The organism is Flammeovirga agarivorans (assembly GCF_012641475.1).
Taxonomy (GTDB): Bacteria; Bacteroidota; Bacteroidia; order Cytophagales; family Flammeovirgaceae; genus Flammeovirga; species Flammeovirga agarivorans.
Window position 1 is genome coordinate 510422 of sequence record NZ_JABAIL010000003.1, and the last position, 14923, is coordinate 525344.

General features: G+C 33.2%; 13 protein-coding genes. 7 read left to right on the plus strand and 6 right to left on the minus strand.

Annotated elements, in window-relative coordinates; genetic code table 11:
* The first annotated feature begins 21 nt into the window (after positions 1-21).
* From HGP29_RS11130 to HGP29_RS11140, 3 genes are all read left to right on the plus strand, one after another.
* Positions 22-423, plus strand: a complete 402-nt coding sequence (locus tag HGP29_RS11130) for a YchJ family protein (RefSeq protein WP_168882478.1) — start codon at positions 22-24, stop codon at positions 421-423.
* 192 nt (positions 424-615) lie between these two features.
* Positions 616-1641 carry an alkane 1-monooxygenase gene (locus HGP29_RS11135; RefSeq protein ID WP_168882479.1) on the plus strand — a complete coding sequence of 342 codons (1026 nt, stop codon included), beginning with the start codon at positions 616-618 and terminating at the stop codon, positions 1639-1641.
* 125 nt (positions 1642-1766) lie between these two features.
* Entirely contained in the window at positions 1767-2363 is a 597-nt protein-coding gene (locus HGP29_RS11140) for a hypothetical protein (protein WP_168882480.1), read from the plus strand.
* A gap of 66 nt (positions 2364-2429) precedes the next feature.
* Here the strand turns inward: HGP29_RS11140 and HGP29_RS11145 are convergent, their stop codons facing one another.
* Both HGP29_RS11145 and HGP29_RS11150 read right to left on the minus strand, forming a co-directional pair.
* Entirely contained in the window at positions 2430-2609 is a 180-nt protein-coding gene (locus tag HGP29_RS11145; protein WP_168882481.1) for a hypothetical protein, read from the minus strand.
* A gap of 370 nt (positions 2610-2979) precedes the next feature.
* Positions 2980-4365, minus strand: coding sequence for an MATE family efflux transporter (locus HGP29_RS11150; protein ID WP_168882482.1), 1386 nt, complete (start codon positions 4363-4365; stop codon positions 2980-2982).
* 397 nt (positions 4366-4762) lie between these two features.
* Between HGP29_RS11150 and HGP29_RS11155 the strand changes: the two genes are divergently transcribed.
* Both HGP29_RS11155 and HGP29_RS11160 read left to right on the plus strand, forming a co-directional pair.
* Entirely contained in the window at positions 4763-5737 is a 975-nt protein-coding gene (locus HGP29_RS11155; RefSeq protein ID WP_168882483.1) for a helix-turn-helix domain-containing protein, read from the plus strand.
* 190 nt (positions 5738-5927) lie between these two features.
* Positions 5928-6311, plus strand: a complete 384-nt coding sequence (locus HGP29_RS11160; protein WP_168882484.1) for a hypothetical protein — start codon at positions 5928-5930, stop codon at positions 6309-6311.
* Positions 6312-6578: 267 nt separating this feature from the next.
* Here HGP29_RS11160 and HGP29_RS11165 read toward each other — a convergent pair whose 3' ends face one another.
* The 4 genes from HGP29_RS11165 to HGP29_RS11180 form a co-directional block, all read right to left on the minus strand.
* Positions 6579-7235 (minus strand): T9SS type A sorting domain-containing protein, encoded by a 657-nt coding sequence (locus HGP29_RS11165; protein WP_211093269.1) that lies wholly within the window; start codon positions 7233-7235, stop codon positions 6579-6581.
* A 23-nt stretch (positions 7236-7258) separates the two neighbouring features.
* Positions 7259-8815, minus strand: a complete 1557-nt coding sequence (locus HGP29_RS11170) for a formylglycine-generating enzyme family protein (protein WP_168882486.1) — start codon at positions 8813-8815, stop codon at positions 7259-7261.
* Positions 8816-9102: 287 nt separating this feature from the next.
* The gene (locus HGP29_RS11175) at positions 9103-9630 is read right to left on the minus strand and encodes a GNAT family N-acetyltransferase (RefSeq protein WP_168882487.1); all 528 of its coding nucleotides are present in this window, start codon (positions 9628-9630) and stop codon (positions 9103-9105) included.
* A 200-nt stretch (positions 9631-9830) separates the two neighbouring features.
* On the minus strand, positions 9831-10145 hold the full coding sequence (locus HGP29_RS11180; RefSeq protein ID WP_168882488.1) for a hypothetical protein: 315 nt from the start codon (positions 10143-10145) through the stop codon (positions 9831-9833).
* 277 nt (positions 10146-10422) lie between these two features.
* On the opposite strand from HGP29_RS11180, the gene HGP29_RS11185 reads away from it, so the two are divergent.
* Positions 10423-11622: a DUF418 domain-containing protein gene (locus HGP29_RS11185; protein ID WP_168882489.1), complete on the plus strand. Its 1200-nt coding sequence runs from the start codon at positions 10423-10425 to the stop codon at positions 11620-11622.
* 224 nt (positions 11623-11846) lie between these two features.
* Positions 11847-14366, plus strand: a complete 2520-nt coding sequence (locus tag HGP29_RS11190) for an MG2 domain-containing protein (RefSeq protein ID WP_168882490.1) — start codon at positions 11847-11849, stop codon at positions 14364-14366.
* Positions 14367-14923: the final 557 nt, after the last annotated feature.

A 14923-nucleotide genomic window follows, 5' to 3' on the forward strand; every position in this document is an offset into this window, starting at 1 on the left:
GTTTTAAAATTCAAGAATTATATGAATTCGGATCAAACATGCCCTTGTGGAAGTAAAAAAACATACAAAGAATGTTGTGGTATTGCCCATGGTAATATTATGGATGTAAAAACTGCAGAACAATTGATGCGTTCAAGGTATACTGCATTCACATTAGCAAATGGAGAGTACCTTAATCTAAGCCATCATTCTAAGACAAGACCGCAAACTAGGTCGGAAAGAAGAGATATTATCCGTTGGGCGAAAAGTGTAAAATGGATAGGGCTAGAAGTTATTCAGAGCATAAAAGGAAAAGAAGAAGACATAGAAGGTATTGTTGAGTTTAAAGCTCACTTCACAGAAAGAGGGAGACCCAATATGATTCATGAAAAGTCCACTTTTATTAAAGAAAATGGACATTGGGTGTACGATACAGCATTGTAATACTAAAAGCAGAAGGTTAAATTAAATCTTCTGCTTTTTTGAATTATAAAAATATGTACTACAAATATAGGGTGGAATTAGTTTGTAAATTGTTGTAAAACAATAGAGTAGAATTGACCTCGTATTGTTTTGAAATACCAAATATTTATGTAGATTGAAACTATCTACTTCCAAATTATACCAACACTAACAATGCTTACTACTCTATTAAAGGAACTAAAATACACGACAGCCTATTGTATTCCTATCACTTGTTTTATAGGCTTTCTCTTTGGCGGTTGGCTATCTTGGCTAACTGTGATATTTAGTTTTGTCATCACTCCATTAATGGATCTACTGCTCCCGACTTCATCCGAAGTTTCTGATCCAAACAATAAAACTTATTCAAGAGTGTATGACTGGTTTCTATACATCAATGTTATTTGGGTATATGGCTTAGTGTTCTTTGGTGGTTACCAATTGATACATAATAATTATTCGACAACAGAATTGATCGGATTGTTGTTAGGGTTGGGTTTAGTGTTAGGGACTAGTGGAATTAATGTAGCTCATGAGTTAGGACATAGAAATAATAAGAAAGAACAATTAATGGCTCAGTCATTATTATTACCCTCTTTCTATATGCATTTCTATATAGAACACAATAGAGGACACCATTATCATGTCGCTACACCATTAGATCCAGCAACAGCACAAAAAGGAGAGTACTTATATTTATTTTGGCTAAAAAGTATTTTCCTGTCTTACATTGATTCATGGAAAATTCAATTCAAGATCTTAAAAGGTGATTGGTTGTCATGGAAAAATAATATGCTTTGGTATTTAGTTCTTTCGTTAGGGTATATAGGTGTATTGTTCATGTTATTTGGTTTTAAAATCACCGTATTATTAATCATTTCTGGAATTATCGGAATCTTATTGTTAGAGACCATTAATTATATAGAACATTACGGATTAGAGAGAAAACAATTAGATAATGGTCACTATGAGAGAGTACAACCTTGTCATTCTTGGAATGCAAATTATACTTTTGGTAGGATTATCTTATTTGAATTAACGCGGCATTCAGATCATCACTATAAAGCATCAAAGAAATATCATACACTAGCACACCAAAAGCAAGCACCAGAATTGCCTTTTGGTTACCCAGCGGCAATCATTTGTTCGCTAGTACCATGGTTGTGGTTTGCCATTATGCACCCCAAGTTGAAGACATAAAAATACATTACATATAACATTATGTACATTTATGGTATTATTTGTGCAAAATCTATAACAATTCTTTGAGGATTGGAGAACAATTAATAAATTTAAGCGACTACACAACTACTTTAAACTTAATTATGGATCTCGATTTACTATCATTTTACGATGACTTTACATTAGGAGTGGCAGCTTATCAAAGGGTTTCTTCTAAGAAATTCAAGATTATTTATATTAATAACGCAGGTGCTACTTTAGATAATATTGGACAGAATCATTTAGGTAGATTTATAGATGACATTTTCCCTGAATTGAACGGTTTTGGATTAATCGATCAATTAGAGGAAGTATATCTTAGTGCGGAAGAATTAGTATTACCTTTTACTCCTTATCAATCTCCATTGAATAAGGAATACATCTATAGAGCGAATAAGATTAAGAAGATGGGGGAAGATATCATTGTGAATATCTACAATGATGAATCTGAAACGTATTCTTATATCAATGAAATGAAACAGAACAAATCGAAATTGGATGATGCTTTACATTTAGTGTCACACAATATTCGAGGAGATGTTTCAACTTCTTTAGGTATGATGGAATTGATTAAATTAGGTATTGTAGGGGAAGAACAGTTAGAAAATTCTCTGGATATGGTAAAAAAGAAGATTGAGAATATCGACTACAATATCCATGATTTGGTCCGCTTACTTTACAAAAAATCTAATAGTGCTTAGTTGAAGCACACAAAATATAAGACACAAAAAAGCCTCTCAATTCCCAATTGTGAGGCTGTCTTTTTACTAACGATTTCCTTTGTTTTGTACTATTTGGTCTAATAGATACTTATAATGAATGTACTCTTTGTCAGTTGTTGTTGACGGTACATAGAAGTTGTTCATTTTGTTTATGACTTCGTTAGTGTCTCTATTCTTTTGATCTCTAGAAGATAATCTTCCAGCATTTTTTCCTAATGATTTCATTTTTCTTAGTGAGTTAATGATAGTGTAATACATATTTTATCTACACATTGTGCTGATAAAATCAATTGCGCTTAATTTAAAATAACAATTACTGCTTAGTGCTCAAAAAATTTGTGAGCGAAAAGGCAAAGTAGCAAAAATTATTCAACTATCCAATAATTAAGGTAGTTACTACACTTTTTTCTCAGTTGCCAGTCGTTTTAGCAGTAGAACTAGAATATACGACGGGTAGAAAGATAGGTTGTAGGAGCCAGATATAAAAAATCAAATATTGTTGTTAAATAGTAGTTAAATAGGCTTTATATAAAAAAATAGCTCAATATCCGATGAGTTGTCTTCGGATATTGAGCTATAGCTATATTGTTATTATTTATGCAACGACTTTAGAATAAGCCGATACATGTCTTGTTTGAACTGTCTTTAATCTATTCTTATATCTTGCGACAAAGAAAAGACAAATAATACTAAGACCTAATGGGAATCCCATCCAGATACCTGCTTCACCTTGTCCCCAATGGAATGCACACATATAAGAAAAAGGAATTGCTAAGATAAAGTATGAGATAAAGATCAACCACATAGGTACTTTGAAATCATGAAGACCTCTGAGGGCACCTGAATAAACAATTTCGATGGCATCTGCGGTCTGATAAGAGGCAAGCCAAATTAAGAACACTTGAACAAAGGCGATGATCTCCGGATCTTGAGTAAATAAATTTGGTAACCAAGATCTACCTGTTATAAAGAAAACAACGGCTCCTAAAGACATTGCAATGATAATCACTAACGATGCATTGGTAATCTTATTTACCTGTTTGAAATCTCTTTCTCCAAAAGATTGGCTGACTAAAATTCCCGTTGCCGCACCAATTCCTTGGTATACCATAAATCCTAAAGTACTTAGACTAATTGCTACTTGATGAGCAGCTAATCCTACTTCGGAAATCCACCCCATCATTATTGTTGATATTGAAAATGCACTACTTTCCAATAAGAGTTGGAAAGCTGTTGGGATACCATTTTGGAAAAACTCCTTTATTTCTTTCGCTTTAATTACAGCGTCTTGATAAAGCTCTACAAATGGTTGATAGGCCTTTCTTTTCTTAAATACATATACAGCAGCAATACCCATCACAATTCTTGCTAGAAGTGTACCAACACCTGCCCCAAGAAGCCCCATTTTAGGCATGCCTAATAGCCCAAAAACAAAAATAAAGTCACCGACAATATTTACAATATTCCCTATTAAGGTAATGTACATACCTGATTTGGTATCACCCATACCTTCAAATAGTTGTTTGAAAGTGAGGAAAACCATAAATGGAATAAAGGAGATAATAAGGATTACAAGGTAAGCTTGACTGCTTTCAATAATACCATCCGGTTGACCCATATGTGGCATACCAAAATATAGCCCAACAAGGATGAGTACTAGAAAAATACTAATGATCAGGTTGGAGACCAGACTATTCTTAAAAGAGGAAACGGCTCTTAGAAGATCCTTTGAACCTAATGCTTCTCCAATTTTAGGAGTTAGGATAAAGGTGAAACCCATTCCAAAGAGTAAAACAATTCCAAAAATAGTATTGGTAAAAGAAGCCGCTGCTAAAGGTGTTCGTCCGAGTTGTCCGATGATCATATTATCGACAATACCTACTGATATTTGTCCAACTTGAGCCAAGATCACTGGCCAACCGAGTTTAAGAATTTTGCTGAATAGTGGAGAATAATCCTCCCATTGTCTTTTCAATTGCATTTTCACTTTTTACTTTAAAAATTTCATTGAAACGACGAGACCTTTCCCTTTACTATTTCTACTGGAATCCTATTTGGGCAGCTGTTCAAGCTGGGCTTTAAGGTGAAAAACTAGGTTACCTATCATCAAAATAATAAAGTCGTATTTCGAGTTTGGTTTAAAATTTACCCGCAAAAATAACAAAGTCTGTATATATATAGTTTAATTAATTCTGAAAGGTTGGGAATTATTCACAGAATTCAAAAATGTTAGAGGTCGAAAATCTTTTAGTATTATACTCTGCTAATAACAATGATAAAACCGCTTTTTGATATGATTTTTCCATCCTTGGGTTTAATAAATAAAAATTCTTTTTGTTATTTTTGATTGACAATCAAACTAAAAACGCTTCGAATACATGCACAAGGAAATAATTCACGATTTTAATCAGCATAAGCAATGGCTTCAGAACTACTTCCAAGGTGAATTTGTCCATCCTAATCTATTAAAGGTAGATAGTGAAATGGGTAAAGGATTCGTTTATTTTTACAAGATTCATCCTTCCAATTATTTTATGCTTTTTAGAGTAGAAGCAAGGCAAGATCTTAATCTACAGATTGATTATGCAGCTTCGTCTTACTTTAAATATGTTGCTTCATTCTTTAATACAGATCTATGGATTGAAAGTAATGATGGAAATATTCAACATGAAATAAAATGGAGCGGATTTTATACTTGTACAAAAGATATGGCAGTGAATGGAACCGTTAAAAAGGGTGAGCTGCTAAAACGCGTGTCTATTTTCTTTTCTGATGATGCATTGAATGAGATTGATGACTTGCAGGTCAATCAATATTACACAAATAAGAAACAGTTTTTCCATTTTTTTGAAGAGCAAACTGACTTAAAAGCTTTTAGATTGATGTTACTAGAGATATTGAATTATTCTGATATCCTACAAACAAAAGTCTTATCTGTAAAAATGCAGGAGTTGTATTATATTTTCTTAAATGGATTAAAAAGAGTAGATACAACAGTAGGGCATCACCCTAGAAAAATTACAAACAACCAACTTGCCGCTTTATTTAAAATTAGAGAAAGAATCCTTGATGACCTATCACAAAGACCAGATGTCAGTCAGCTTGTAGCTGAAACTGGATTGGATAAAACCCAAATTCAACAACTATTTCACGAGGTATTTGGCTTTACGATTTATAACTATTTCACTGTTAGACGTATGGATAAAATCAAAGACATTTTGCTGGAAGGTAGCATGAATACGTCCGAGATTGCTGAGAAATTTGGTTTTACACACCTTCAGCACTTTTCAAATAGCTTCAAAAAATATTATGGTTTATCTCCAAGGAAATTCTTAAAAGAACACTCTTTCTAATATTAAATATGGTATTAAGTTGTGGTCACAAAATGTAATACTGTAATTACAGTTCCCTTACTTTTTGTAATATAAAATTAAGCAAATATTCAATTAATAGATTTGCAAATGAACTTATATGGTCTAAATTTGCTATTTGAATAATATTGCTTGTTGCTAAATTAATTACTTCACAAACTTAAATTCTATCATGTTACTACAAAATTACACTGACAAAGAACTGCTTGAAATTGGTAAGGTGATTTTTATAGAGTTACCATTTGACAAAGACATATTAGATAAACTATCATTTCTTGGATACCCAGCTGCAAAATTAAATCAAGGTAAACTATTACAAAAAAGAGTTGCTGAGCTGGATGAAGAAATAAGCTATTTAATGTCTACCAATGAGGCTGTTTCAATAGAAGGAAATGTATTGGTTAAGACTGACCATAATGTTCAAATTGATGGTTTAATTGATACAAAAACAGCTTATATCCAAAAATTGAGAAGTTGGATTGAGTTATTTTTTGTTGCATTATCATTCTGTCAAGTAGAAAATTCGTTATTAATAAAGAAGCTAAGCAAGTTTTAATGTTTAGTGGTCAACAAGATATTTTTACTTTAACTCTTTAGATTAATAGTCAAATAGAGCTTTTTATTAAAACTATGCGTTATGATTTGTTTGATGTTTAATTAGTTTAATATGAAACAAAAATCAAGCTCAGGTAGTTTATATAAGTGAAGTTAGATGAATGCGCTTAGTAAATAAGTGAAAAAAATTGAGAGAGTTAAGTTCATGAAACACCTTGTCAATATTATTGGCAAGGTGTTTTTTTATCAGCTTATTTTATTTTTTCTTCTATCGTTTAATTATTCTTCCACTTAGGTTTCTTGTCTTATAATAATAAATGCCTTTAGGATGTCCTGATAGGTCTATTTCCTTCATATTATCAATCGATCCATTTTTCTGAAAACTTATTTCTTTTCCAGATGTATTGAATAATCGTAATGTTTCTATTTCTACTTCATCGCCTGTAATGACAAAGTGATCTTGAAATGGATTAGGGTAGGTATATAATGGAGAGGTTGAGCTTTCACCATTTTGATAGAGCAATACATTAGAATAACTATATTGACCATCAAAATCTACTTGTCGCAGTCGGTAGTAAGAAGTTCCAACAGTTGTATTTTGATCTGTAAATGAATATTTGATAGATACATTACTATTTCCTGCTCCTTGTTCTGTATGGATAACGAGCCAATGTTTAGCATCTTTTGATTTTTCTATTTCAAAGTGCTTGTTGTTTATCTCAGTAGCAGTTTCCCAAGATAAATCGACAGTTCCATTTTCATTAGCAGTTAATGTAAAAGCAGTAAGCTCCACAGGAAGATCGAAAGTTTCTGGAGAAGATAAACCTCCAATATCTGCCCCTCCTCCACTACCTCCAGAAAACTGACCATAGGAGGTATTAAAAAAGTAAAGAAAAAAAGTAATTGTAATAATATGTTTCATCATCAATTTCATTAACTAAACAATTTTTATTCTACAGTTCTGACACCCCTAGCACTGATAAAATTAGAGTCTACATTACTTGCTTTTGCTGCAGAATGTCGATTAGAAATTTTAATTAGACCTCCTCCTTCAAACCAAGATGTGCCTTTTAAACCAATACCAGAGGCCGAATCATTATCTGGCCAATTGGCAACATTTGCATCACCATTGCTTGAAAGTGTACCGTCGCCATGTGCGCCTGTAAATGAACGTCCATCGCTAGAACCTGCAGAAACGACTCTTTCCCTCATATTTCCTCCCATATTCATAATGCCATAATAAGTAGCTCCCGATGTCACTCTATCGGAGGAGGCGGTAGCATAAATGCCTACTCTTAATGGGCCAAAGGCATCATCAGAAACATTTTCATAATTAACATTTCCTTCTGAAGTAAGCACTGTGGCATCAATGGTTTCACTATCTTCTCCTTCGTATTGTACATAAGAATCATCGGGATTATCAGCATCATAATAAGGGGTATCATTAATTGTGTTTGTTCCCCAAGGATTAGCAGCTTTAGTAGGGGATAAAGTTGTTCCTCTGCATGCTTTTTCAAATTCCAATTCTGTCATAGGTCTTAATCCCGCCCAATCGAGGTAGGCTGCATTATCACTCCATCGAAGTCTTTGCATGGGCAAGTGTGGACTTCCAGTCGTATAATTTGTTCCTATAACAGATATATTATTTCTTGATTGTTTATAATGAGAGAATTGTTGAATTCGGTTGGTTGCTTGTGTAGTTGTCAAGGTATTTAAAAATTCAACATACTCAATTTGAGTGACTTCGTATTTCATACAATAAAATGCAGCGACTCCTTTTGGATAATCCTTACTTAACGTCTGTGGGGTGCCAACTACTGCATCTCCATCTTGACCACTCAAAGAAGCTTTAGTATCATAAAATAAGCTATCTGTAGTCGACTCGATGTTTAATGTCGTGTTTTTGTGATGTACCCAGAATGGATCAGTAGAACCATATTTGTAAAAATGTGCAGTTTCAGTACCTCCCGAACCAAGATAATAAGCTCCCTCTGGTACGTAAACCATTTCTATGGCATGTACTTGTACGTCTAATTCTGCATCGTCCACTACACCATTCGCAGCATAATCCCAGTAAAATGTGACATCATAATTAACATTGCCACTAAACTCAGAACGACCATAAATAAACGCTCCTAAAGCTTCACCACTTCCAGAATCGTCATTAAGTTTTACTGTAGGGTTTGTGCCAAGTCCACTTGTTTCTGTAATAGAAAATTGTGAAGCATCTAATTGAACATGATACCAATTATCTTCATATTCATACTTAAGAAATACCCATGCTGCATCCCAATTGTTGAGCACTAAAGGGTCATTCCATGAGTTTTCCCATTGTATTGTAAAGTTCACTTCAACCACTTCATTTTCCAGGTCGAACTCACCAATAGATACTGAGCTGATCGATATGTTATTCGCAATGCAAATATTATTTCCAATAAATGAGATTAAAATTATTGGATACAAGTATTTGATACATATTGTATTAATGTTTAATGAAGATCTCATAGTGCTGGCAGAAAATAGATTATTTATATAAACAAATGTAGATTGTTTTTAAGTGTAAAGTCAGCACTATTTTGATGCTTATAATTCATTTTTATCCAAATGTGATAAAAATGAGGTGATCTAAAAGTAAAATTGAAGTAAAAGGGGCGGCAAGTTTTATTAGAAGTAAAGAATAAGTCAACTTCTATACAGTAATGATATAGCATCATTGGGTAGAAGTTGACTTATTAAAATACATCACATTGTCTATTTTACATGATATATTGTATAGGCCAGTATTTTACTATTTATTTCAACGCTGGTTTAATCTCCCATTGATTGACATCTTGTTCAAAATTTAATGAACCCGGAATTGTTTTATACCTTTTTATCAATTTAAACCCTACTTTTTTTAAAGTTTTATTGGGGGCAGGGTTTTCTGCATAGGGTTCACAGATAATTGATTTTAATTGAAAGAGCTCAAAAAAGAATGGGAGCGACTGCTTGACAAGAATTGTCCCTGCACCTTTTTGCCTTACGTCTTCCTCCCAAAGGTGAAGGTGCATATTGGCGCTATTCCCAAAGCTGATATCCGTAATATTAGAATGCCCGACAGCCTTTCCGTCAATTTCCCAAATTACTGCAAAAGAAGGTTTATCCTTGTATTCAAGGTTTATTTGTTTAGTAAGCATGGTTTTTAACTGTTCTTCTGAAGGAAGTTTCTGGATATCGACCCCTAAACTTTGTAAGTATTTATGGTCTGATTTTAACCAATAGTCGATGATATGTTGTATATCATTTGTATTTATTTCTCTAACGTTATAAGTCGATGCCATTAGTATTTTGATTGAAGTGTTTATTAGAATATAAATATATCACTACAGATTTACGCCCCAAACTAATACTTGTCAGAATAGGAGTACTCTTATGCTCTGACCTATTTTTTTAACTTATTCTTCTCTCTATTTAATTGGTGATTACGATTTGAAAGATAATTACAAGAGGATGGCTATTAATCTAGTCATCCTCTTTTACTTTAATCTTTATGTATAGCATGATGTAATGCATCAGTCAATGCTCCCACTTCTTTTAAGGTAGTGGAGTTATCATTTAGCGTATTTACAAATGCTACTCTTTCTTCATCTTTCAGAAAATGTTGATTTTCAAGTCGAAAAATGGCGAGAATGACATGTGCCAGAAAGTCTCTGATAAATGTTGAACTGTCTGCAGTTTCACCATTGGAATAATCTTTTACAGCTAAATCCATGATTACCCAATGAGATGGATTTTCAATATTAATGTCTGCGATAATCATCGCACCGATCATTCTTGTTTTTTGCTGTTGAGTCATATCCTTTCAGTTAAGTAATAATTATGCTCGAAGTTACTTCGAAGAATTTATGGTTAGAATACTTTAAATTACTTAAAAAGGGTAATTGATATCTCTATAATAAATCACAAAAGTGAGTAATGTTATGTATTTTCTTTTCTTTGTTCAACAGAAATTGAAATGATGAAATAGTTCTTCACTCAGATGCAGAATAAAAAGAATGAAACATCAATATATATCATCTTTTAATCATCAAAAAAACAATACTTTTGTGACCTAACCTAATACAAGCAAATTTATGAGCACTACTTTAACCTCGCCCATCATCAAACAAAAAAAGCAACGTATCGATGTAATTGATGTTATGAGAGGATACGCCGTAATGGCCATCATGTTGATCCATAATATCGAACATTTTAATTATTATCATTACCCTGATAAGGCACTAAACCCAACTTGGTTGAATACCCTAAATGAAGAGGTATTGTATTGGGTTTTTTTCTTATTTGCAGGAAAGACTTATTCCATTTTTGCCATCCTTTTTGGTTTCACTTTCTACTTAATGAATAATAAACAAAAAGAGATGGGGAAAGATTTTGGCCCAAGGTATCTGTGGAGGCTTCTCTTGTTAGTAGGTTTTGCTCTTTTCAATGCCGCATTTTTCCCAGGAGAGGTATTAATGTTATATGCATTAACCGGACCTATATTATTTGTAGTTAGGAAATGGAGCAACAAAGCATTATTGATTGCAGCCCTTTTCTTTTTAAGTCAACCTTTTGATTTACTACAGTATGTATACAGTCTTATAAATCCAGAATATACGGTATCACAACAACTATTTGTGCCTCTTTGGAAAGAAGCGATGGCAGTGATCAAAGAGGGAAACTTCTTTGATACCATGTGTGCTAACCTAACGTTAGGTCAAGGCTTTTCATTACTCTGGGCAATCGAAAACGGTAGGGCCGTACAAACTATGGGACTATTTATTTTAGGTTTTTGGTTAGGTAATGTTGGAGCATTTAAAGCGGAAAACTATAATCAATGGAAAAAAGTTTTGGTAGCAGCGGTGCTTACAATGATTCCATTATTTTTCATCAAAGAGCATTTTACAGGGTCAGAGGTGAGTGAAGTAATAAAAAGATCATTGGGAGTAGCTTTTGATATGTACTGGAAAGTGAGTTTCACTTTTATATGGATTTCACTGATTGTGCTTATATACAAAAATAAAACAGTGGTGAAATGGTCTAAACCATTGCAGACCTATGGAAAAATGAGTTTAACAAACTATATCACTCAATCTATTTTTGGCGGTATCTTATATTTTGGGTACGGTTTCCATTTAGCAGATACATGTGGAGTGGCTTTTAGCTTATTGATAGGTTTTGGCTTCCTTGCCGTTCAGATGTTATTCTGTCATTATTGGCTGAAAAATCACAAGCAAGGGCCATTTGAGAGCCTATGGCATCAACTTACATGGAATATCCCTTCAAAAAAATAAATCTCTTAAAAAGGGCAGCTTACACTATTGTAAACTGCCCTTTTTAATATAGTCGTAAGATTGATCAATTTTGTACTAATTAAAATAGTAACAAATGATTATATTTGAATTCTAGTTAAATAAACTTATCCAACACAGTAACCTTTGTCATGTAGAAATGAAATGATCAGACTAGAAGACTGTGGATTGTGACTACAAATAGAACAAAGTAAACAACTAACATTATGAAAAAATTAGCAGTAACTATTGTTACTCTATCTGCATTGATTTGGGGATTTTCATCCTTTCAGGAGGTTTCATCAATAGAACAATTGATTGAAAAGATCAATAATAAACAAAAGAGAGAAGCCAAAGAAACAATCTACATACATACTGATAAGCCATATTATATGGCAGGTGAAACCATTTGGTTCAAAGCGTATCTCCGAAATTATCAATCTCTTAAGGACAATCAAGTAAGTAAAACGATCTATGTTGAGCTTTTAGATGAAACGGGAGAAATTGTTGAAAAAGAAATGCTCTATGCTAAAGGACAAAATGTTCATGGTGATTTTAAGTTAAGTACTGAAATGGCTGCTGGTGAATATAGAATTAGAGCCTATACCAATTGGATGAGAAACTTCGGAAAAGAATACCTTTTTGAAGAAAGAGTAAATGTTTTCCAAATTAATCCAGACGAAAGACGAAAAGTTACGGATAGTGATGTTGCTGTAGATGAGTCTAATAATCAAATGGCGATGTCTGAAGAACAATATGATCTTCAATTTTTTGCGGAATCAGGACATTTATTGGCCTCTATTCCTTCAAGAATTGGCTTCAAGTTAGTGAATAGTGCAGGTAAGGGACAACCGTTTTCTGCTACTGTTTTTGCTTCCGAAAATAAAGAAATCACAAAAATTCAAGGGAATGAAAAAGGTATGGGTAGTTTGTTTATTGCTCCATTTCCTAATGAAAAATATTATGCAGTTCTAGACAAAGATTTAGGGAAAGTCAATCCTCAAAAATATTACCTACCGGTAGTAGAATCACAGGGAGTCTCTTTGAAACTATCAACAAGTAATGCGAACAAATGGATGGTACAGGTAATTGCTACCGATGATCACCTAAAAGAAGGAATGTATTTGTTAGCGACCCAAAGAGGGAAAGTATTGTATATGTGGAATTGTAAAGGGGAGAGACCTAGTTTACGTTTCGCTTTTCCAACAGATGGTTTAAATAATGGTGTAGTAAAATTCACTTTATTGGATAAAGACCATCAACCAATATTGGAAAGAAATGCTTTTAGGTATTTGGAAGAAAAAGTAGCCTTAACTTCTGATAAGGATAAGTATAAAAAAAGAGAAAAGGTAGCACTATCAATTCTACTAAAAGATGATCAAGGAAACAATGTAGCGGCAGATGCTTCGATGTCAATTGTTGATGATCATATTGTAGATATGGATAGAAAGAAAAATACTATTCTTTCGGAACTACTTTTCTCTAAAGAAATCAAAGGGAATATTGAAGACCCAATGTTCTACTTCAACAATTTTGATGTAGCTAAAATTGAAGCATTGGACAACCTGATGTTAACTCAAGGGTATGAAAAAGTGGTATGGATGGATGACCTAAACGATACGATTCCTCCAGTTTTTATTCCTGAATTTGGTGCGTCTATCTTAGGACAAACCACAAGCTTATGGAACAAAGACAAAACAAGAATGTCTGAGATTACTATGGCAGCGATTGGCTCTAAACAATTTATAGCCGAAGAAGTGGTTACAGACGAAAATGGAAAGTTTGCTTTTACCGGTATGGTATTTTTCGACACCACCGAATTTGTTTTCCAAGCTAAGAAATACAATAATAAGAAGAAGAAAACCACAGAAAATAGAAATGTAGATATTTCTCTGTATGGTATTGATAGCCCGAAAGGCTTCCCAATTATCACGGATGAAAACGAAGATGTAAAACACAATTCATTAGCAGCATTCGAAAAGGAAATTCTTGAAATTGAGAAAATTAATAGAGCTTTTGATTCTAAAACAATTATTCTTGATGAGATAGAAATTGTAGATGAGAAAATCGAAGATGAATTTGATCGAGCAGGGAAATTACATAGCAGTGGCTCGGTGAGATCAAGGTTAGTGATGGATTCTTTAAACTATGCAGCAGGTATGGATGTGTGGTCTTTCTTACAAACAGATCCTAAAACGGCTCAAGTATTAAGAAGAAATAGCTTTGGTTCCAATACAGGTAGTAGTGTAACGGTGGATGAAGAAGGGAATGTTACTTCTTTCTCAGGTGAAGAATCAGTACCAGTCATTTTAGACGGTTTTGAAGTAGATATTGATTTCTTAAGATCAATGCAAACTTCTGAACTTAGTTTTATAGAAGTATTAGATGCATCGGAAGGTAGCTTATATATGAGCAATGCTATTAATGGTGTTATCGCATTATATTCTAGAGATGGTTCAGACCAACCTAATTATGTGGTGTATGGTATTAACTCTTTCAAGCACCCAGGTTTCTATGTAGGTAAAGAGTTTTACTCTCCAAAATATGATGTACCGAAAGAGGAACACATCAAACCGGATCATAGAATTACGCTATTATGGGAGCCTTATGTAACGATTGATTCTACAGGAACTGCTAATATTGAATTCTATACAGATGATAAGTCAACAAGATACCATGTTGAAGTAGAAGGAATTGATAGTAATGGAGAACCTTTCTATTCAACCTATCAATTTGATAACAACTAGTTTGAGGTATTAAGATCTCTAAAAGTCCCAATTGGTGTAATAGCGAATTGGGACTTTTATTTCCTACATACATTACGTTAGCCAATACAAACAAAATGAATAGGTCACTTTCTGACATATTGATTAAAAAAATATCACTATTTCGACTATCAAGGTACTGTACGAGGTGTGTTAAAAGTAATGGAATGTATTCATTATTAACACTAAACGTTAATAAAAATATAACAAAGTATACGTTATTGGTTTTTATTATTAAAAGAAGGGTAAAAGGTGTTAAGTATACATTATATTTGACTGATATGATTACTTAATTGTTCTATATTAGGTCCGTTACTACTTTATAAAAACCAACTTATCAGCTATATATGGAAAACAAAGAGAAAGTCGCATTAAATCTCAAATCAATTATCGAGACATTATACTTAGGTGGAATTATTTCTATCGTAGTATTAGGAGTTAATGCATTATTTAATCTGTAGGTAATTTTAAGGAATTAAAGACAAGAAAAAGTAAAGCCTCCGACGTAAAACATCGGAGGCTTACACACTTACATATTG

Excerpts from the sequence above, each read along its gene's own strand:
- HGP29_RS11130 (WP_168882478.1), top strand. The coding sequence starts at position 22 with ATGAATTCGGATCAAACATGCCCTTGTGGAAGTAAAAAAACATACAAA.
- HGP29_RS11135 (WP_168882479.1), top strand. The coding sequence starts at position 616 with ATGCTTACTACTCTATTAAAGGAACTAAAATACACGACAGCCTATTGT.
- HGP29_RS11140 (WP_168882480.1), top strand. The coding sequence starts at position 1,767 with ATGGATCTCGATTTACTATCATTTTACGATGACTTTACATTAGGAGTG.
- HGP29_RS11145 (WP_168882481.1), bottom strand. The coding sequence starts at position 2,609 with ATGAAATCATTAGGAAAAAATGCTGGAAGATTATCTTCTAGAGATCAA.
- HGP29_RS11150 (WP_168882482.1), bottom strand. The coding sequence starts at position 4,365 with ATGCAATTGAAAAGACAATGGGAGGATTATTCTCCACTATTCAGCAAA.
- HGP29_RS11155 (WP_168882483.1), top strand. The coding sequence starts at position 4,763 with ATGCACAAGGAAATAATTCACGATTTTAATCAGCATAAGCAATGGCTT.
- HGP29_RS11160 (WP_168882484.1), top strand. The coding sequence starts at position 5,928 with ATGTTACTACAAAATTACACTGACAAAGAACTGCTTGAAATTGGTAAG.
- HGP29_RS11165 (WP_211093269.1), bottom strand. The coding sequence starts at position 7,235 with ATGATGAAACATATTATTACAATTACTTTTTTTCTTTACTTTTTTAAT.
- HGP29_RS11170 (WP_168882486.1), bottom strand. The coding sequence starts at position 8,815 with ATGAGATCTTCATTAAACATTAATACAATATGTATCAAATACTTGTAT.
- HGP29_RS11175 (WP_168882487.1), bottom strand. The coding sequence starts at position 9,630 with ATGGCATCGACTTATAACGTTAGAGAAATAAATACAAATGATATACAA.
- HGP29_RS11180 (WP_168882488.1), bottom strand. The coding sequence starts at position 10,145 with ATGACTCAACAGCAAAAAACAAGAATGATCGGTGCGATGATTATCGCA.
- HGP29_RS11185 (WP_168882489.1), top strand. The coding sequence starts at position 10,423 with ATGAGCACTACTTTAACCTCGCCCATCATCAAACAAAAAAAGCAACGT.
- HGP29_RS11190 (WP_168882490.1), top strand. The coding sequence starts at position 11,847 with ATGAAAAAATTAGCAGTAACTATTGTTACTCTATCTGCATTGATTTGG.